Below are 18,326 nucleotides of genomic sequence, written 5' to 3'. Positions count from 1 at the left end.
TTTGAAGCTCACCTACGTTCGGGGGAGAGGTCAGGACACCAGGTCGGGGATCGCACGTGAAGCGAACAACTCGTCGAAGTTCGGCAGGGATCCGAGTTTGTCCCGGTTCTTGTTGTCTTGAAAAAGAATCCACCCGTACGTCGCCGGGCTGTCCATCGCCAGCACGTTGCGCAGACTCAACGCCTGCTTGTAGTCGTCGACCCGCTTGGCTGCAATCAGCGCGGCCAACTGTTCGTCGTCGTAGTCGGCCAGAATCTCTTTCGAGTACTTCACCAGGTGCTGGACGAGGGCGAAGTCCTCGGTCAGCACCAGATTGCGAGCTGCCTTCTGAACTGCTGGATCGTCGGGTCCCGACGCATTCGGGGTGCGGGCCGCGGCGAGTTGTTGGGCGAAGTGAAGCACGGTGTACTCGCTGAGGAGTGCGTACATCGTTGCGGTATCGGTTTCTCCGTAACCGGGGACTGCGCCGCCGAGTGCGGGATGCTCGTCTCGTACCGCGAGTTTGAAGGTGCGTACCTGCCGCGCCGCGATGGCGGAAGCCAACTCATCGAGAAGTTCTTTGTGCGTTTTGGCGGCAAGGATGGCGTCGCTGTCCTGGTAGAGCATCAGCGCCTTGGGCATCGCGTAGACAAACGAGTGCTGTTCGACTTCCCAGTTCTCGAGCAATCGGGTTCCGAGCGCGGATCCCGTTGCCTCCACATGCAGTTCGAGAAGGAGTTGCACTGCGTGGTTGTGGACGGCGGCAAGAGGGTCGGTCGCAGCGGTGATCGACCCCAACAGCACGGAGTCGGTGCTCGCTCGCAGTGCAAGCTCGCCGCGAGGGTCGTACTGGTAGAAGAACCCACCACTCATGCCGTTGCCGACGCCCTTACCGAACTCGCCGAGATTCAGGACGGCACCGTTTGTCATGTACTCGCCGGCGAAGTCGCCGACGCCTTCGACGACAGCGCTGGCTCCGGAGTTGCGAACCGCAAAGCGATCGCCTGCTTCACCTTCGACGAACACTCGCCCACCGGTGGCGCCGAAGAGAGCGAAGTTGCCGATCAACACGTTTCCGCCGGCGTCACTGGAGCCGCCGCCAGGGCTGCGCACGGCGATCACGCCGCCGCTCATGCTCTTTCCCACGCCGTCGTTGCATGTCCCGGTGTGCTCCAGGTGCATGCCGTCGTTGCAGAATGCGCCGAACGACAGGCCCGCAGATCCGGTCGTCAGGACGCGTACGCTGCCCGGAGCGAAGTACCGTCGCCCACGTTCGTCGGTCAGCACTCCCGGAGCGAGAAGCCCGGCCGCTCCGTAGTTGAGTTCGCGTTCGAGGTCGACCGCCAACTGCCCGCCGACGCTCTTGTTCCGGTTCCCCAGGTGCAGTGCACCTTCGGCGAATTCGGGTCCGGACAAGGTGACCGAGGCCTCGCCACGGTCGAAGAGTGCCGTGCGAACCTCGTCCATGATCTTCTCGTCGAGCGCGTACTCACGCTCGAGGTACACGGGATTGTCGACGGTGATGTCCGGCGCCGACGCGAACATCGCGCCCAGGTTCAGATTGCCGACGATGGACGGGTGATCGATCAGATGCAGGAGGTCGGTTCGTCCTCGCGCTTCCTGGAGGGATCGCATTCCCAGATTTGCCAACAGTTCCCGAGTTTCGTGAGCGATGTTGAGAAGGTACTGCGCCATGGCACGGGGATCGCCGTCGAACAGTTCCGGGTTGGTGGTCAGGCCTGCGGGGCACTTGATGTTGCAGTTCTTGGCCATGACGCAGCCCATCATCATCAGCGCCGATGTGCCGAACTCGAAGCTGTCTGCGCCGAGTAGTGCCGAGGTGATGATGTCGCTGCCGGTCTGATGTGCGCCCGAGCATCGAAGAACGACCTTCTGACGAAGACCGTTGGCGCACAGAGCTTGATGGACCTCTGCGATACCGACCTCGGCCGCGCGGCCCGCGTACTTGAGGCTGGTCACGGAAGCGGCGCCGGTGCCACCGGTGTTTCCGGCGACGTTGATGACGTCAGCGCCGGCCTTGGCGACTCCGACGGCGATGGTGCCGATACCTTCCGAGGACACCAACTTCACGATCACCCGAATGCGCGCTGCCTTGCAGTCGTGGATGAGCTGAGCGAGGTCCTCGATGGAGTACGTGTCATGGTGAGGCGGCGGTGAAACCAGTTCGACACCGGGGGTTCCACCGCGGGCCGCAGCGATGTCGACGGTGACCTTGGCTGCCGGAAGCTGGCCGCCCTCGCCGGGTTTTGCACCTTGGCCGAGTTTGATCTCGATCTCTTCGAGCATCGGGTCGGCGAGGTATCCCGCCCAGATTCCGAATCGACCGGATGCAAACTGCTTGATACGCGATGCTCGAATTGTGTTGTAACGGGACAGGTGTTCACCACCTTCACCGCTGTTGGACATCGCGCCGACCATGTTCGTGCCATGCGCGACGGCTTCGTGTGCCGGAGCATTGAGCGCGCCGTGGCTCATGGCTCCCGACGCCAACTTCGGAGTGATGTCGCTGGCGCTCTGCACCTCGGAGAGAGGAACACCTGCCTGTGCGACCCGCAACTTGGACAGGAACTGGGCCCCGATACCGGTTGCCTTCAGAACCAGATCCGGTGCGGTGGCTTCGATGGAGATATCGCCCGAGAAGATAGCGGTGAGAGCGTTTCCGAGTGCTGCCCGGCGTGCGGCGTCGTCGGCCAGTGGTCCGTCCAGGCGAAGTGTGTACCCGCGGTCTGCGGCGGATTCACACTGGATTCCACGCATCACGATCGTCGTATTGCCGTGTACCGAGAATCGGCTGATCTGCTCGGCGAACTCGGCTGTCGTCACCGCAAATGTGACATCGCCGGGAACGGAGATGACGTCGCGCAGCGCGGCGGGACGACGCAATCGTTCCGCAGCCATGACAGTAGAAAAGTTCCGGTACCCGGCGGTGATGTCGAAGTCGTCGATCTGTTCGGTGGTCAACCGGTCGAAGCTCGTCGCCCGGTATGCCCCGGCGTCGAGGCGGAAGGCGTCGTCGAGCCGTCCGAGGGGAAGGAGACGCAGAGCCTCGAATTGTTCTGTTCCCGCTGAACGCGTTGATGGCGTTGCCGTAGCCCATGGCGGAGACCTTCTCGGCTCCGTGCGTGAGCATCGGATCCATCAGGAATTTGAAGCTCTCCTGATCCAGGGAGTACGCCATGTAGCGCTGATGAACCTCGAAGGTTCCGTTGTAGCGCGTCGGTGAGCTCACCTTCTCCGCAGGTACGGAGGCAATGTCCTCGATCAGGATTCGTGACTGCTCCACCAGAGACTGGTAATCACGCTGTGCAGCAATCTTTTCCAGGGCCTCGCGGGCAGTGTAGGTGTGGCGATCTCGATGATCGAAGTAGAGCATTCCGCCGGCTTCGACGCGGCCACGGTGAATCACCGTCTCGGGTGGGAACGCGATCTGTCCGGCTTCGGAGAATGCGCACACGTAGTCGTGGGTCTCGATCGTGCGTAGTGGACGCAAGCCGAGGCGATCGAGGCGTGCACCGATGATGGTGCCGTCGCCGAAGACCAGCGCTGCCGGTCCGTCGTTTTTCTCCTCGTACAGCGAGAAGTACTCGAACATCGCCCGCACCGCAGGGGAGAGGGTGGTGTCGTTTTCCCAGGCCGGCGGCATCATCGAGACCACAGCCGCCACCAGGTCGACACTGTCCTCGATGACGCGAGCTTCCAGGGTCTGATCCAGTCGGCAACTGTCGGACTGGCCGGGCGGACGGACGATCGCGCGTCGTTTCGCGCTGGCGACGGCAGCTTCGGAAAGCCGATTCTTCTTGTCCGTGTTCAGTTCTCCGTTGTGAGCCATGAACCGGAACGGCTGCGCCATCGTGGGATGCGGGTCCGTGTTGGTCGAGAACCGCGTGTGGAAGTACATCGTGTGTACGGCGTGATCGGGGTCGACCAGGTCGCGGAAGTACGGGATCACTTCGTCGGAGTTCAAGCGGCCCTTGAGAACCTGTGTTCTCGCGCTGAGCGAGAGTGGGTACAACCCGCGCAGCGCAGGCGTGTTGTACGCGATGGCTTCGATGGCGAGCAGCGCCTCGTGCACGAGGCGATCGACTACCGCGGGCTCGGGACGCGGAGTGGGGACCTCGAAGATCCACTGCCTGATCGGAAGCTGATGCGCGATCGCGGCCGGCCGAATCGACGAGTTGTCGACCGGGATGTCGCGCACTGCGAGGGTGGTGAAGCCTCTGTCGAGAAGTTCGCGTTCCACCAGAGTCGCTGCACGAGCATGCTGGGCGTCGTCGTCGGGAAGGAAGAAGTTGCCGACGCAGAAGCGGCCGGCACGGAGGTCGGAGCGCCCGGTGACCTTGCGGAAGAACCGGAGGGAGAGGTCCACCGAGACGCCGCCACCGTCGCCGACACCCTCGGAGGACATACCGCCGCGGTGCGGGACCGAGCAGAGTGCTTCGCGGCCCTTGATCAGGACATCGTGGGTCTGCACGCCGTCCTTGCGCGTGATGAACCCGACCCCGCAACTGCTCTTGTCATCTGCGGGGTCGTACAAACCGACGATGGACGTACTCACTGCAGCAACCTTCTCCCTGTCCTGGTTGCCCGGAGATTGTTCGACCGGGCAGATACGACGGCATGTATTCCGTCAGGGCAGGGCGTCGCTGCTTCGATGAAGCGGCACCCGAATGGGATCAGACTACTGAGTAGAGGCTTACCTTAGTCAAGTCTGCTGGGTGTGACTTGGATCTGAGCAGGTCAGAGGGTTGCTTTGTAGGCGAGGGCGTAAGCGATCTTGCCCGGCTTGTCGTCTGTGTACGGCTTCGAGAGCTTTGCGAACTCGCCCTTGGACTCCGCTTTGCCATCGTTCCAGGCCGGCAGGACACCAAGATCGGTGGCAGTGAATCCGCTGTCGACGACCGCATCGCCCGCCAACGCGGTCTGCGCTTTGGTCACCGACTTCACCGTGCTCAGGTAGCTGGAGAGATCATCGCGATTCCAGTTGGTGAGGTCGACGGGCGCGGTGTCGCGGACCCACGCGCCCCAGTAGAACTCCTGGAACGGGATCGAGCCTGCAGCGAATCCGATGTCGCGGGAGAAATACATCAGGCTGCGGTACTTGTCGTCGGCGAAGTTCGCCAGGCCGACGCTTTTCGGCAGGGACTGGACCGGCACCTGGTTTCCGACGACGTCACGCGACCAGACCCACTTGTTCTTTTCCATCTCCGTCCAGAAGGCGCCTTCGGTCAGGCCGCTGAGGTTGCCGAGAACTCGGAGTCGCACGTGCAGGTCAGGACCTCCGTCGGCCGTCTCGATGAAGGACGTGAGGGTGTGGTGACCGTCGGTCAGGTAGAGATCGCCGCGGGGGCCGACGACCACGGTCTTCATGGGCGCGATGCTCTCAGCGGTTTCCTGACCCACCGGGATCTGGCAGGTGAAGGACGACGGGTCCTTCAGTGTCGACGCCGCAGTAGCGGTCGCGGCCTGGATCTGGCCGTTCGCCTCGCACCAGTCGTCGAACTTCTTGTTGATCGTGTCTTTTCCGAGCGTGTAGCGCCCGAGCTTGTAGTACACCTCGTCGTAGCCGAGGGAAGGTTGTGTCGCGTGAACGTCGCCGATGCGAACGTCCAGAAGGTCACCTTCCTTGGCGCACAGGTACTCCGAGCCGCCGGCGGAGCCTGAGAACGAACCGGTGGAGATGCCGCCACACGCGAGGGGAGCGGCGACGGCGGGTGTGCCCGCCAATGTTCCGGCGCCGAGCAGTGCCAGTGTTGTGAGTGCCGAGATGGCGGAACGACGCATGTGGGGATCTCTCCTGAGGGTGGGTTCGCACGTGAGGAAGCTTGCGTCACAATCGCTCAGGGTGGTTTCGGACTTACTGACAACAGACGTCCGCGCGGTGGCTACCACGTGAATTCACGTCGTAGCCACCGCGCGGTGAGCCGGTTGGTTGATCAGCTCTTGTAGTTGTAGAAGCCCTCGCCGACAGCGACGCCGAGCTTGCCCTCGTCGATGTAGTTCTTCTTGATGTAGTCGGCGAATTCGCGCTGCTTCTCGCCGCCCTGGGAGGAGATGTTGTAGACGGTGGTCAACCCGACGACGTCCATGATCTGGAAGGGGCCGAACGGGGCTCCGGTGCCGATACGCCAAGTCTTGTCGACCATGTCGGGATCGGCGATGCCGTCGATCAGCAGATCGGATGCTGCATTGAGGAGCGGGACCAGTAGCGAGTTGAGTACGTAGCCCGCCTTCTCCTTCTTGAGCTCGATCGGCACCATGCCGATGTTCTTCGCGAACTCGACGACCTCGCGGTACACGGCGGGGTCGGTGGACTCGGTGCCCATCACCTCGGCAGTGTTGTTGACCCACACGTGATTTGCGAAGTGCAGTGCGAGGAACTTCTCGGGTCGACCGGTGAACTCCTTGAGGTCGCTCGGGAGAAGCGTCGACGAGTTGGTTGCGAACACCGTGTGCTCAGGAGCTACCGTGGCAAGCTTCTCGTAGGTGTCGCGCTTGATGGCGATGTCCTCGGGAATTGCCTCGATGACAAGATCGGCCTTGGCGACGGCTTCGGCGAGATCGTACGAGTACGTAATACGTTGCAGTGCTTCGTCGGCCTTACCTTCCTTGGCGCCCTCGACGTTCTCGGCCTTGTAGGCCGCGGCCAACGAGTCGAACCGAGCCTTGGCCTTCTCGATGACCTCGGCGTTGATGTCGTACGCGACGACGTCGAAGCCGTGATAGGCGCTCTGATAGGCGATCTGTGAGCCGAGGACTCCGGTACCCAGAACGGTGATCTGCTTCAATTCAGTCATTTTCGATCCTCAATCCTATTCGGTGGGTAGTCCGGCAAGCGTCAATCGTACCTGTGCTGCAACGATGTTCGTGAGTTCGTCAGCCGTGATCCGGTCCAATGCCGCGCGGGCTATTTCGAAGTGCAGCACGTTGGAAATCGTTCGCGCTGCAGTGGTGGTTCGTGTGGTGTGGTGGGGGTGACCCTCGTGCAGGATTTGTGCAATCCGCGTTTGCAGGCGTTGCGAGAGCTCCAGGCCTTCGGCCCGGAAGCATTCGCTGGGCTCGCCGAACAACACCTCGCGTTGGTAGATGCCGGTGTTCTCGTCGTTTCGGCGACTTGCGATCAGCAGGGGTGAAACCAGCTCGAGCACACGAGCTTCTGTGTCCGCCGACTTGGCCTCACGCTCTTCTCCCAGTTCGATCTGCTTACGGTACTCCGCGTTGTACACCATGAGCAGCAGCTCGGCTTTGCTTGCGGCGTAACGAAAGAGGGTTCCGCCGGCTACATCGGCGCGGTCGGCAATCTCTTGAGTGGTGACCGCGCTGTAGCCCTTTTCCTCGAACAGTTCGGCCGCGGCGTCGAAGATGCGTGTCTGCTTTTCGAGCTTGTTGCGTTCGCGACGGCCCAGCCCTTGGTCCGGCTTCGTCATCCCGCTCACCTCGTCTCATTTCGGATCACGCTCATAAATGAGTCTACTCCGAAATTGCGGGAGGATGACGTCTCCTCCGTCACATCACCGCAGTCCGCTGACCCAACCGGCAAACACGTCGGCGAACACGTCGGCTTCGCATGCGTGCACCGATTGGGGGTAGGCGCATTCGGGGTATCCGGCGACGACGGCGGCGAGTTCGACGTTGCAACACTGCGCCAAGAGACCGCGCAGGAGATCTGCAGCCGACCAACCGGCAACGGATACCGCCGGGATTCCCTCTTCCTCGTACACCTTCAGCAGATCATCATGCCTCCAGGACAATTCCTCGGCCACCAGTGCATCGGGGTTGAAAGACATGGCGCGGTCGAGTGATCCGCGCAGAAGTGAGTGTGGATCGTCCTCGCCGCGCAGCCTGGTCGCGAGGTCGGCCGGTGCCTTCTGCATGACGAACATCCAGGGTTTGCCGTCGGGAAAGACTCCGCCGAAGCCTGCCACGTTGAAGGGGAGGTGGCTACTGAGAAAATCGGTCTCCACGTCGACGTGCTGATCGTCTCCCAGGTGAATGAAGTGACCGGAAGCGATCTCCTCTCCGGTTGCCGGTTCGGCCCACGTGTTGTTCCACAGGTCGGTCATCCGACTGCCGTCGGGAAAATCGAGAACCTCGAAGAGGAAACCCATGTCGTCACCACTCTCCGTCGAAGTGGGTGGTTACTCCACCGGTGAGTCGAGAAACTGTTTGCGCCGAGGTCGCGAGGACGACTCGGCTTGTCTCGAAGGTCATCTCGTCGCGTTCGGTGTCCTCCGATTCGGGATCCTCGGCGAGTGAGAAGTCGAGTTCCACCTCCCGATCGGTGCTGGAACAGACCGAGATCATCAGTCCGAGTCGTTCGTCGGTGAACGCCGGCAGAGATTTCTCGGGATGAAAGTCTGCGGCCGCGTGAAAGAAGAACGCCGCCAGCCGTTCGACAAATCCTTCGTCGGTGTGTCTGCTGAGATACTGATTGAATCGATCGGGGCTGAGCAGGCCCACGTCGAAAACGAGTGTGGGTACGTCGGATTCGAAGACAGCGGCAGGAACCGCATGACTGCGAAGGAAGACCGCGGCGCCGCCGTACCCCGGCAACCTGAACCCGTCACGCATCTGGTGTACTCCCGTCGCAGAGGTGTCCTGTCCACGCTAGGCCATAGCCCGCACGCGTGCTGCTTACCGGACACGTCGGTTGATGGAAGAATTACCGCCTATGAGCGCTGTCCTGTACCCGGCCGTCGAACCATACGAGTCGGGGTTGTTGGAAGTGTCGGATGGTCAGAGCCTCTACTGGGAGACCGTCGGGAATCCGGCCGGCATCCCGGTTCTCTATCTCCACGGTGGCCCTGGTTCCGGATGCACTGTCGGTGCCAGGCGTTTTTTCGATCCCGAATCCTTTCGCGCAGTTCTGTTCGATCAACGAGGCTGTGGGCGCAGCCTTCCTCTCGCGAGTGGCCCGGACGTCGATCTCACCGTGAACACGACGGCGCACATCCTCGACGACATCGAGCGTCTTCGTGAACATCTCGGTATCGAACGATGGCTCGTTTCCGGCCTTTCGTGGGGCGTCAGTTTGGGTCTGGTGTACGCCCAAGCGTTTCCCGGGCGGGTGATCGCGATGGCATTGGGCGCGGTCACCGGCGGGACGAGACTCGAAATCGAGTGGATCACCCGTGCCATGGGCAGAATATTTCCGCGTGAATGGGAGGAGTTCGTCGCGCCGCTTCCGGTGGAAGAGCGTGACGGAAACCTCCCCGCGGCCTACGCGCGACTGCTCGCCGATCCGGATCCTGTTGTGCGGGAAAACGCTGCGTTGCAGTGGTGCCGTTGGGAAGACGTGCATGTGTCGCTGATGCCGGGGTGGACTCCGAGTGTTCGATACCAGAATCCCGACTTCCGCCGAGTGATGACCAGGCTGGTCACGCACTACTGGGCCAACGATTGTTTCCTGGCGCCGAATCAGATCCTGGACGGCATGGACCGTCTTGCCGAGATTCCCGCGATTCTCGTGCACGGACTGTATGACATTTCCGGGCCACTCGACACTGCCTGGGCGATCCACCAGCGGTGGCCGGGCAGTGAATTGGTGGTACTCGACGGCGCCGGGCATGGCGGCGGTGGATTCAACGAGGCAATCGTGGAAGCGCTGAATTCACTGGCTCATTCGGTCTGATCGAGTGCTCCGGCGTGGGCCGCGGCGAGCGCGCCGGCAGCAGCACGATCGGCAACCGACCGGTCGACGGGTAGATCGGCGACCAACAGGCGATAGTAGATGGGCGCGGCTACGGCCGCCAGAAGATCAGCGGCTGAGACCTTCTCGGAGATCTCCCCGCGTTCGACTGCTCGGCGGACCACGATGTCTGCCAGTTCGTAACGTGCGGAGTAGAACTCGCGCTTGAGTCTCGCCACCTCGGGTGTGCGGACTGCGTCCGAGAACAGTGCGGCCACCAATGCGCCGCCCGACTCGCTGGTCACCAGTGCGACTATCGATCTGGCCATCTCGCGCAGGTCGGATTCGATGGAGCCGGTGTCCGGGATGGGAACGGTGGTTGCCGATATTTCGACGGCCGCGTCGGCTACGAGTTGAGACAAGGTGCTCCATCGCCGGTAGATCGTGGTCTTGTGGACTCCGGAACGGGCGGCTATGTCCTCGATGGTCATCGCCGCGAATCCGCGTTCGGACAGTTCGGCCGCGGTGGCCGCCAGAACTGCCTCACGCACCCTGGCGCTGCGCCCTCCGGGCCGTTGTGGTGTCGAGGTCATGGGCCAACCTTATCGCAACAAGGTGTTGTGTTAGTTGTGACCGCATGGTTCACTGGGCTAATGCAACTGATCGTTGCATTAGAGATGAATTGAGGGGTGTTTTCCCATGTCATACGAATTTCCTGTCGATCACCGAGGCCTCTTCGAAGAACGCACAGGTCAGTTTCTGAGCTTCGGGCTCCCCGTCTCGGATCTCGAGGAACTGCGTGCGTCCATCAACTCGACGTGGGCCGACGCGCCGGGTGGTTGGTCGTACGAATGGTCCGCGCTGGCAGCAAAGTACTCCGCCGACGGCAATCATTCACTCGCGGCGATGATCTACGGAATCGCCAAGTTCCCCGTCCTGGCCAACGAGTCGCGACGTCGGGCCCTGCAGAATCAGGTGGACGAATACGTCAAGGCCGCACCGGGATTCGGGCTCGAATTCGAGCGTCGAATCCTCTCCCTGCCCTACCGATCCGGCGAGATCGAGCTACCGGTACACATCCTCTCCGTGGACGGAAGGTACGAAGACGCACCCGTCCTGTTGCTCAGCGGCGGCGTCGACGGCTGGAAGATGGACATGCATCCGTTGGCCAGTGCGTTCGCGAAGAATGCCGGAGTGACGGTAGTTGCTTTCGATCAGCCGGGAACCGGTGAATCACCCATTCCTCTTGATGCTTTCGGCGACGAGGTGATCGACGGGCTCGTATCGACGGCTCGCGCTCTCGGCAACGGGCAGGTGGCGCACCTGGGAGTCTCCTTCGGTGGCAACTTCGCCGTGCGGTCGGGACTGACCGGCGCGGTCGATGCCGTGATCAACATCGGTGCACCGGTCAAGGGTGCGTTCGAGACCGCGAACGCGGAGCGCCTGGTCTACGGTATGGGCGACATCGTCGGAAACGCACTGGGTTTCGATGCGCCGGCAACCAAAGAGGCGCTGGTGCAGGGTCTCCTGGCCTTCGATCGCAGTGACTTGATGGCCGCCGACGACGGCCGGACCCCGATGCTTGTGGTCAACGGGGCCGACGACGTTCACATTCCGCTCTCGGACACGACACTCTTCGAAGAGCGTCCGAACACGCAGGTACACGTCATCCCGGATGCGGGGCACTGCGCAGTGACCAAGCTGCCCGAGTTGACGCCGATGATGATCGACTGGCTACGAGATGCCCTGTCAGGAACCGCTCCACGAACCGGTCGATGACCCGCCGCCGAAGCCGGCAAACCGATACGTCGCGAGAACGGCCTTGTGATCGGTCGGCCACGGCGTCGGCGAAGCGATGAAGTTGTCCTGGGAGTTCTCTTCCACTCTTTTGTTGTGCACGATCGTCTTTCGTGGACCGACGATTCCGACGGCCCCCAGCTTCAGGTCCGACGCGCGGTCGGCGAAAATGTAGTCGATCCGATCGCGTTCGTCTGCCTCGGGTGCCCAGGTGAGCTGTGAGGTGTCGACGTCGGGATTGTCGGACGGCCAGGTGAAGCCCGGGTGTGTGGCCGGGTTCGGGTACTGACTGCGGTATGCATCGACGAATCCGGCTCGGTCGAGCAGGCGGGTGGATTCCCACGGAATGACGACACCGTTGTGGTCGAACAGATTTCGCGTGCCGTCGGTCCAGTCCAGGGCCGACGGTTCGTTGAAATCGCCGCCGAGTATGACGGATCTGCCCTTGGCCCGTTCTTGTGCTGCATCGTCGATAAACGTCGAAATTGCCTTGGGGCGTCCCGAATTGACGTTCACGCGCTGAACCGTCTCGGGATCCGTGACGGGGCCTGACGGCATCTTGTTCCAGCCGAACTCGGAGAACTCGCCAGGTTTGGGAACGCCCGCGCCGTATCCGCGGGGCAGGTAGGTCGCGTAGGACGTGTACGCCAGATGAGCCGAGTAAGCAGCGGTTTGTTTGCCGTCGACCGTCACGACTGCCTTGATCATCGAGTTCAGCTCGGCTGTTTCCTCGATCGGAAACTTGGAGAGAATCCCCACGTCGGAGGACGCAGCTCCGTAGAACGTGTTACCCGATTCGGTCAGCATCTCGGCCAATGCAGTTGTAGCAGTGCCGGCTTCCGACAGGAGAACTATCGACGCCTGGGTCGAGATGATCATGTCGGCGATCAGCTGCAAGCCACCGTTGATCTTGGTTCCGCCGTGCCAGGTATTGAGCGAGAGCACTTTGATTTCCTGCGCGGGACTCGCCCCCGCGACGGAAGTATTGGCACCCAATGTAAATGCGCTCGCGGTGACTGTGCCCGCGGCTACCGCCATCGCCTTGACCATTTGGCGGCGCGTCAATCCATTCATCAAATCCCGGCTCTCGTTGTTGTGTGCTCGAACCCCCGGAAGATGATTACCATCGCTACCTAAACGGACAGTTAACCAATTGCAAAATGGCAGATTTCCACAGAACGCCGTGCGGGCAATAGTCTTCTGATCGTGGTACTCAATGAGCGTTTCCCCGGTAACAAGACCTTTGCGAAGGTTCGTGTCCTGCCGCCGGTGGTGAAACTGCTCCTGCTCTCGATGGTGCTGTTCAACATCGGGTTCTACCTGGTTGTCCCCTTTCTCGCGGTGCATCTTTCGGAGGATCTCGGATTCGCGGCCTGGGTTGTCGGCCTGGTCCTCGGGCTCCGGATGTTCAGCCAACAGGGCATGTTCTTCATCGGTGGAAGCCTCGCCGACAGGTTCGGCAAGCGCCCGATCATCCTGCTGGGCATAGCCGTTCGGGTGGTCGGCTTCCTGATGCTCGGACTGGCCGAGAGTATGGCGGCCGTCATCGTCGGCGTGCTTCTGGTCGGTTTTGCTGCCGCACTCTTCGCGCCCGCGGTGGAGTCGGCCAATGCGGAATACGGACGCGAACTCGAGTCCGCCGGAGTTATGCGTCGTACCGATTTGTTTGCGGTGGAACAGATGTGCAGCCGACTGGGAACCGTGATCGGCCCGGCGCTGGGTGCCGCACTCCTGATGTTTCCGTTCTCGTGGACGGCGTCGAGTGCGGCGTTGCTCTTCGCGATCATGTGGGTCGGGTTCTTCATCTGGTTCCCCCGGCCCGGTGATGCACACGAGGGTCAGGTCTCGACCTATACGCTGCGTGACGTCTGGCGAAGCGTGCTGACCAACAACAACTTTCTACTCTTCGCGACGCTCTGCAGTTTTCAATTGGTTGCGTACAGCCAGCTGTACCTGATGCTTCCGGAACAGCTCGAGCGCGGCATAGGTTCACAGTCGGCGCTGGGGTGGTTCTACGTGGGTGCAGCGGTCTTGGTGATCGTCGGGCAGGGGCCGACGGTCGCGGTCGCCCACCGCATCGGGCATCGACGCGCGATCACCTTCGGGCTCGTGCTCATTTCGGTGTCGTTCCTGGTTCCGCTGGTCACCGGCGTCAGCGCCGCGACTTCGGCGCCGACCCAGATAGTCGGTCTTGCGGTGTGGATCGGGCTGCTGCACCTGGGACAGATGTTGATGGTGCCGCCGATGCGAGACACCATCGCGATCCTCGGTCGCGAAAGCAATCTGGGAGCGCACTTCGGCATGCTCAACACGATCGGCGGTCTGCTCGCCCTCCTGGGAACCGTGGGAGTCGGATTCGTATACGACCTCGTCGACAACGGCCACGCAGCGCCGGCGTCACCATGGGTGATCGTTGCGGTCTGCGTGGCCGTGTCGGCTGTGGTGTTGTGGGTGTGGTCCGGTCGAACGAAGGTTATCGACCCGCGATCGTCTGATTGATCTTTGCTACGAAATCTTCCAGCACGAACGGAATGGTGAGCGGATTGGGCATGGACACCGCGTCACTGACGATGGGGTCCAAGCTGATCAGGCCGCCGGTCTTGACCACGTTCAGATTGGTGAACGCCGGCTGCGTCTCCATCTCGGGACGAGCCTTCTCGTAGTTGTCGAAGAGCAGGTAGTCGCACTCGAGGAGGTCGTAGTTCTCGGCGGAGATCTCGTAGTTCAGTTTGCCCGCGAACCGATCCTTCAGTGCGACAGGCGCCGTGAACCCCAGTTGTGTGAGCAGCTGAGCGCGCGCTGCCTCGGGGCTGAACGCTCGAAGATTCCCGTCACTCCAGCGAATGACGAGAGCTGCTGTCTTGCCCTCGAACTGGGGGTTCTCCGCGCGGGTACGAACGATGAGGTCCTCCACTTGCTGGACCTCCTGCCGTGCCTGCGCGGGAACACCCACAGCGGTACCGATGCGGGTCGTGACCTCCTGCCAGGGCAGAACCCAATCCGTCTGATCGGCCGCGTGAAGCACCGTCGGCGCGATGGCGCTGAGCTGCTTGTACAGATCCTCGTCGATCGCATTGTTGACGGCGATGATCAGGTCAGGCGCTGCGGCCACGATCGTTTCGATGTCGAAATCGGTGGTGGCGTTGGCCAACGGCGTCGGCTCGGCGCCTTGAACTGCCGAGTCGGCCCAGACGCCGAGTCCGTCGTCGGTCGATCCCTTCCACACCGGGACCAGGACAGGTGTCAGCCCGAGGGAGAGCAGTACGTCTGCGTCGCCGATACCGACCGCGGCGATGCGGCTGGGTGCTTGCTCGACGGTGGTGGAACCGAACTTGTGGTCGATCGTCACCGGGAAGGCGTTGGCCTCGGCGTGACCACCTTCGGTGCCGGGAGTGGATTCGTCTTCCGCGCTGTCGCCGCAGGCAGCAAGGGCAAAACCTGCTGCCGTGGCGAAGGTGACGGACAGCATGGCACGGCGGCTCAACATGGGGTTCACGGCAACCTCGGGTTTCATGGTTACGGGACCCTAACCATAGTGGAGTGGTTGTGTCCGCAGTGTTTGTTAGTCTCCGCTCATGACGGCGGTTCTCGACTACACATCAGCAGGACCGTTCACCCGCGTCGACGGGGTGGATCTGCTCGCCATCGAGCCGCTCTCCGCCGATCCCGTGGACATTTGCCGGGTGGTCCCGTACCTGGTCGTTCAACCCGCCGATGCGCAGTCGCTGAATCTGACCACCGACCGATTCGACGAAAACCAGATCCGGCCGGCAAGTGTTCTGCTCGAAAGGCTGCTCTCGCTCGATCCCGCACCGGTGACCTCCGCCCGAGAGCCCGACAAGAGGGTCGTCGGAACCTGTCGGCACTTTGCCGTTTTGAGTTGTGCGTTTCTGCGCTATCGCGGTTTTGCCGCGCGGGTCCGCTGTGGTTTTGCCACCTACTTTCAACCGGGACAGGGCGTCGACCACTGGATCACCGAGTACTGGGACGGCGCCGGTAAGCGCTGGATCCGCATCGACTCGGAGATCCTCGGACAGAACGTGCTTCCTCACGCCCACGATCTGCAGCCGGGAGAATTCCTCAGTGGCGGCGAGGCGTGGTTGGCGTATCGACGCGGCGAGATCGACGCCTCCCAGTTCGGGGTGTACGGAACCCAGAACTGGGGAGCCGCCGAGATCCGCGGCAACGCCGTGAAAGACCTTGCCGCGATGAACAAAGTCGAAACCCTGCCATGGGACGAGTGGGGCCGCATGACCGACGCCTACGACGGAAAGGCCGGTGCGGAGTACGACGTACTGCTCGACGACATCGCCGACGTCTGCGCCACTGACGATCCCGTGGCCGTGCGAGCGTTGTACGAGCACGAGGATTTACGCGTGCCGGAGAAGCTGCTTACTTTCTGAGAGACTTGCCTGCATGAATCAGGAGCACCGCCAACTCGAGTACGGACTTCGATTCGACTGGGGCCTGCGTGGCGCCGAGGCGATCGCTGCGGGAGTCGATACCGCCGTCGTGATCGACGTCCTCTCGTTCACGACGACGCTGAGCGTCGCCGCCGACGCGGGAATCGACGTACTTCCCTATTCCTGGAACGACGAGAGTGCAGTCGACTACGCACGTGATGCCGATGCGGTCCTGGCAGTACGACGAAGTGTGGCCAGGGAAGGGCAGATCAGTCTGTCTCCCAGGACGATTCGCGAGGCCGAGGCGCCGAGTCGGCTGGTACTGCCTTCGCCGAACGGGTCGACTATCGCGTTTGCGTTGGCGTCCCAGGTTGCGGTGTGTGTCGGCGCTTCGTTGAGGAACGCTTCCGCCGTCGCCGATTGGATTGTGCACGAGCATGGTCCGCGATCCCGAGTGGCCATTGTCGCTTCCGGGGAGAAGTGGCCCGGTGGAGAGTTGCGTCCTGCGGTTGAAGATCTGTGGGGCGCTGGTGCTGTCGTGGCCGCACTGACCGCGGCCGGCTGGGACGGCCACGTATCGCCCGAGGCGCGGATGGCGGCGGATGCCTGGGCGGCGGTGTCGGATTCGTACGAGGACCGCCTGCGGGACTGCGCCTCAGGACGCGAATTGATTGTCCTCGGGTTTCCACACGACGTCGCCATCGCCTCGGAACTCGACGACAGCGACACCGTACCTGTTCTCGAAGATCGTGTGTTTCGAGGTCAGCGCACCGGGCGTCGGTTGAACAAACTCCGCGCCCAGAGGTAGGAGAGGAGAGTGATCGCGACGCACCATCCGATCGCGAGAAGCGCGTTGTTCCCGATCGCTTCGCCGAGAAGCAGTCCTCGAAGGGTCTCGATGATCGGAGTGAACGGCTGATACTCGGCGAACCATCGCAATACGGTCGGCATCGAGTCGGTGGGGACGAATCCGCTTCCCAGGAAAGGTAAGAGGATCAACACCATCGGGAGATTGCTTGCCGTCTCGACGCTCTTGCTGACGAGGCCGAAGGCAACTGACAACCAGATCATGGCGATTGAGACCAGGATGAGGAGGGCAAACGTCGCGACCCACTCCACGAAGCCTGCCGTAGGCCGGAATCCGACGGCTATCGCCACGGCGATGACGACTACCAGGCTCACGATCGTCTGAAGGAGACTGCCGAGAACATGACCCGTCAGGACGGACGTACGCGTGATCGCCATCGTGCGGAATCGTGCAATGATCCCCGCGGTCATATCGGTTGCGACAGAGATGGCAGTACCCTGTGCCGCTGACGCCACGGTCATCAGAATGATCGCCGGTGCAACGTAGTTGACGTACTCGGCTCGGCCACCACCGCCTGGGCCGAGGCCGTTCCCGAGCGTCCCGCCGAGCACGTAGACGAACAGCAACAGAAAGACGACTGGCATCCCGACAAGCATCACCGTCATCGACGGATATCGAAGGATGTGTCGAATGCTGCGACGCAGCATGGTTTTCGAGTCCTGATAGGCAAGCGTCATGGTGGTCATCGCGCTTCGGTCCTTTCGGTGGCGGTCAGAGTCAGGAACACGTCGTCCAGGTCCGGTGTGTGCACCGAGAGTTCCTTGACGTCGATCGAGTGAGCGTCGAGTTGGTCGAGAAGAGAACGTAGTGAGCGGACACCCCCGTCGCTGGGGACCTGGAGGACATAGGCGGCATCGTCACGTGAAGACTCGTCGAAAACAGTAGCAGCAGAATCGAGTTGGTCTCGATCGAAGAAGTGAAGACGAATGTGGCCGCCAGGGATGCGTCGTTTGAGTTCCGCAGCAGTGCCTTGGGCGACTATCCGTCCCTGGTCGAGGACGGCGATGTGGTCTGCCAGCTGATCGGCTTCCTCGAGATACTGCGTCGTGAGGAAGATGGTGACACCGCCCTTGACCAACTCGCGGATGATCTGCCACATCGTGCGTCGACTCCGGGGGTCGAGGCCGGTGGTGGGTTCGTCCAGGAAGATGATCTCCGGTCGTCCGATCAAGGTCATTGCCAGGTCGAGCCGTCGGCGCATTCCGCCCGAGTAGGTCGAGGCCAGCTTCTCCGCGGATTCGACCAGGTCGAACTTCTTCAGGAGTTCGTCAGTGCGCGTTCGGCGTTCATCCTTGCCGAGATGGTGAAGGTCGGCCATGAGGAGAAGGTTTTCCTCGCCGGACAGGTAGTCGTCGACCGCCGAGAACTGTCCGGTGACGCCGATGCGTGAACGCACCGCGTCGGGATCGTCGGAAGGGTTGTACCCGGCGATGCGAATGTCGCCGCCGTCGGCGGGAACGAGGGTCGAGAGGATTTCCACGATGGTGGTCTTGCCGGCGCCGTTGGGTCCGAGGAGCGCAAAGACGGTTCCGCGGTCGACGGAGATGTCGATTCCGTCCAGTACCGTCTTGTCGTCGTAGGCCTTCTTCAGGCCCGTCGCGGTGATGGCTGGTTTACGGGACATCAGCGTTCC

15 protein-coding genes and 1 pseudogene are annotated in these 18,326 nt (G+C 62.0%); 5 read left to right on the top strand and 11 right to left on the bottom strand.

Features of this window, described 5'->3' with window-relative positions; genetic code table 11:
- Nucleotides 1–30: 30 nt before the first annotated feature.
- The 6 genes and pseudogenes from I7X09_RS29445 to I7X09_RS18250 form a co-directional block, all read right to left on the bottom strand.
- Nucleotides 31–4,555: pseudogene (locus tag I7X09_RS29445) on the bottom strand (glutamate synthase-related protein).
- 182 nt (nt 4,556–4,737) lie between these two features.
- Nucleotides 4,738–5,781: a ParB/Srx family N-terminal domain-containing protein gene (locus I7X09_RS18270; RefSeq protein WP_200313217.1), complete on the bottom strand. Its 1,044-nt coding sequence runs from the start codon at nt 5,779–5,781 to the stop codon at nt 4,738–4,740.
- A 152-nt stretch (nt 5,782–5,933) separates the two neighbouring features.
- A complete protein-coding gene (locus I7X09_RS18265; RefSeq protein ID WP_095972294.1) occupies nt 5,934–6,794 on the bottom strand; it encodes a 3-hydroxyacyl-CoA dehydrogenase in 861 nt (286 codons plus the stop codon).
- Nucleotides 6,795–6,809: 15 nt separating this feature from the next.
- On the bottom strand, nt 6,810–7,424 hold the full coding sequence (locus I7X09_RS18260) for a TetR/AcrR family transcriptional regulator (RefSeq protein ID WP_200313216.1): 615 nt from the start codon (nt 7,422–7,424) through the stop codon (nt 6,810–6,812).
- 84 nt (nt 7,425–7,508) lie between these two features.
- The gene (locus I7X09_RS18255) at nt 7,509–8,105 is read right to left on the bottom strand and encodes a hypothetical protein (RefSeq protein ID WP_124567990.1); all 597 of its coding nucleotides are present in this window, start codon (nt 8,103–8,105) and stop codon (nt 7,509–7,511) included.
- Nucleotides 8,106–8,109: 4 nt separating this feature from the next.
- Nucleotides 8,110–8,568, bottom strand: a complete 459-nt coding sequence (locus I7X09_RS18250) for a hypothetical protein (protein WP_019745870.1) — start codon at nt 8,566–8,568, stop codon at nt 8,110–8,112.
- Between the two features lie 100 nt (nt 8,569–8,668).
- Here I7X09_RS18250 and pip point away from each other — a divergent pair, with 100 nt between their 5' ends.
- On the top strand, nt 8,669–9,628 hold the full coding sequence (gene pip, locus I7X09_RS18245) for a prolyl aminopeptidase (protein WP_200313215.1): 960 nt from the start codon (nt 8,669–8,671) through the stop codon (nt 9,626–9,628).
- Here the strand turns inward: pip and I7X09_RS18240 are convergent.
- Entirely contained in the window at nt 9,616–10,218 is a 603-nt protein-coding gene (locus tag I7X09_RS18240; protein WP_206029122.1) for a TetR/AcrR family transcriptional regulator, read from the bottom strand. The genes pip and I7X09_RS18240 overlap by 13 nt on opposite strands.
- A 106-nt stretch (nt 10,219–10,324) precedes the next feature.
- Here I7X09_RS18240 and I7X09_RS18235 point away from each other — a divergent pair, with 106 nt between their 5' ends.
- The gene (locus I7X09_RS18235; protein ID WP_166809884.1) at nt 10,325–11,404 is read left to right on the top strand and encodes an alpha/beta fold hydrolase; all 1,080 of its coding nucleotides are present in this window, start codon (nt 10,325–10,327) and stop codon (nt 11,402–11,404) included.
- Here the strand turns inward: I7X09_RS18235 and I7X09_RS18230 are convergent.
- On the bottom strand, nt 11,375–12,496 hold the full coding sequence (locus I7X09_RS18230) for an endonuclease/exonuclease/phosphatase family protein (protein WP_200313214.1): 1,122 nt from the start codon (nt 12,494–12,496) through the stop codon (nt 11,375–11,377). The two genes, I7X09_RS18235 and I7X09_RS18230, sit on opposite strands and share 30 nt — an antisense overlap.
- A gap of 132 nt (nt 12,497–12,628) precedes the next feature.
- On the opposite strand from I7X09_RS18230, the gene I7X09_RS18225 reads away from it, so the two are divergent.
- The gene (locus I7X09_RS18225; RefSeq protein WP_200313213.1) at nt 12,629–13,921 is read left to right on the top strand and encodes an MFS transporter; all 1,293 of its coding nucleotides are present in this window, start codon (nt 12,629–12,631) and stop codon (nt 13,919–13,921) included.
- Here I7X09_RS18225 and I7X09_RS18220 read toward each other — a convergent pair.
- Nucleotides 13,896–14,936, bottom strand: coding sequence for an ABC transporter substrate-binding protein (locus I7X09_RS18220; RefSeq protein ID WP_200313212.1), 1,041 nt, complete (start codon nt 14,934–14,936; stop codon nt 13,896–13,898). The two genes, I7X09_RS18225 and I7X09_RS18220, sit on opposite strands and share 26 nt — an antisense overlap.
- 61 nt (nt 14,937–14,997) lie before the next feature.
- On the opposite strand from I7X09_RS18220, the gene I7X09_RS18215 reads away from it, so the two are divergent.
- Nucleotides 14,998–15,825: a transglutaminase domain-containing protein gene (locus I7X09_RS18215; RefSeq protein WP_200313211.1), complete on the top strand. Its 828-nt coding sequence runs from the start codon at nt 14,998–15,000 to the stop codon at nt 15,823–15,825.
- 13 nt (nt 15,826–15,838) lie between these two features.
- The gene (locus I7X09_RS18210) at nt 15,839–16,633 is read left to right on the top strand and encodes a 2-phosphosulfolactate phosphatase (RefSeq protein ID WP_200313210.1); all 795 of its coding nucleotides are present in this window, start codon (nt 15,839–15,841) and stop codon (nt 16,631–16,633) included.
- On the opposite strand, the gene I7X09_RS18205 is transcribed toward I7X09_RS18210, so the two are convergent.
- Both I7X09_RS18205 and I7X09_RS18200 read right to left on the bottom strand, forming a co-directional pair.
- Nucleotides 16,588–17,379, bottom strand: coding sequence for an ABC transporter permease (locus tag I7X09_RS18205; protein ID WP_166809878.1), 792 nt, complete (start codon nt 17,377–17,379; stop codon nt 16,588–16,590). The genes I7X09_RS18210 and I7X09_RS18205 overlap by 46 nt on opposite strands.
- Nucleotides 17,376–18,317, bottom strand: coding sequence for an ATP-binding cassette domain-containing protein (locus I7X09_RS18200; protein ID WP_200313209.1), 942 nt, complete (start codon nt 18,315–18,317; stop codon nt 17,376–17,378). The genes I7X09_RS18205 and I7X09_RS18200 overlap by 4 nt, the downstream gene beginning before the upstream one ends.
- Between the last annotated feature and the right edge of the window lie 9 nt (nt 18,318–18,326).

Origin of the sequence: Rhodococcus sp. P-2, assembly GCF_016598535.1 — a bacterium.
GTDB lineage: Bacteria > Actinomycetota > Actinomycetes > Mycobacteriales > Mycobacteriaceae > Rhodococcus_F > Rhodococcus_F baikonurensis.
The sequence above is the reverse complement of the archived record's forward strand: the minus strand, read 5'-3'. Positions and strand labels throughout refer to the sequence as shown.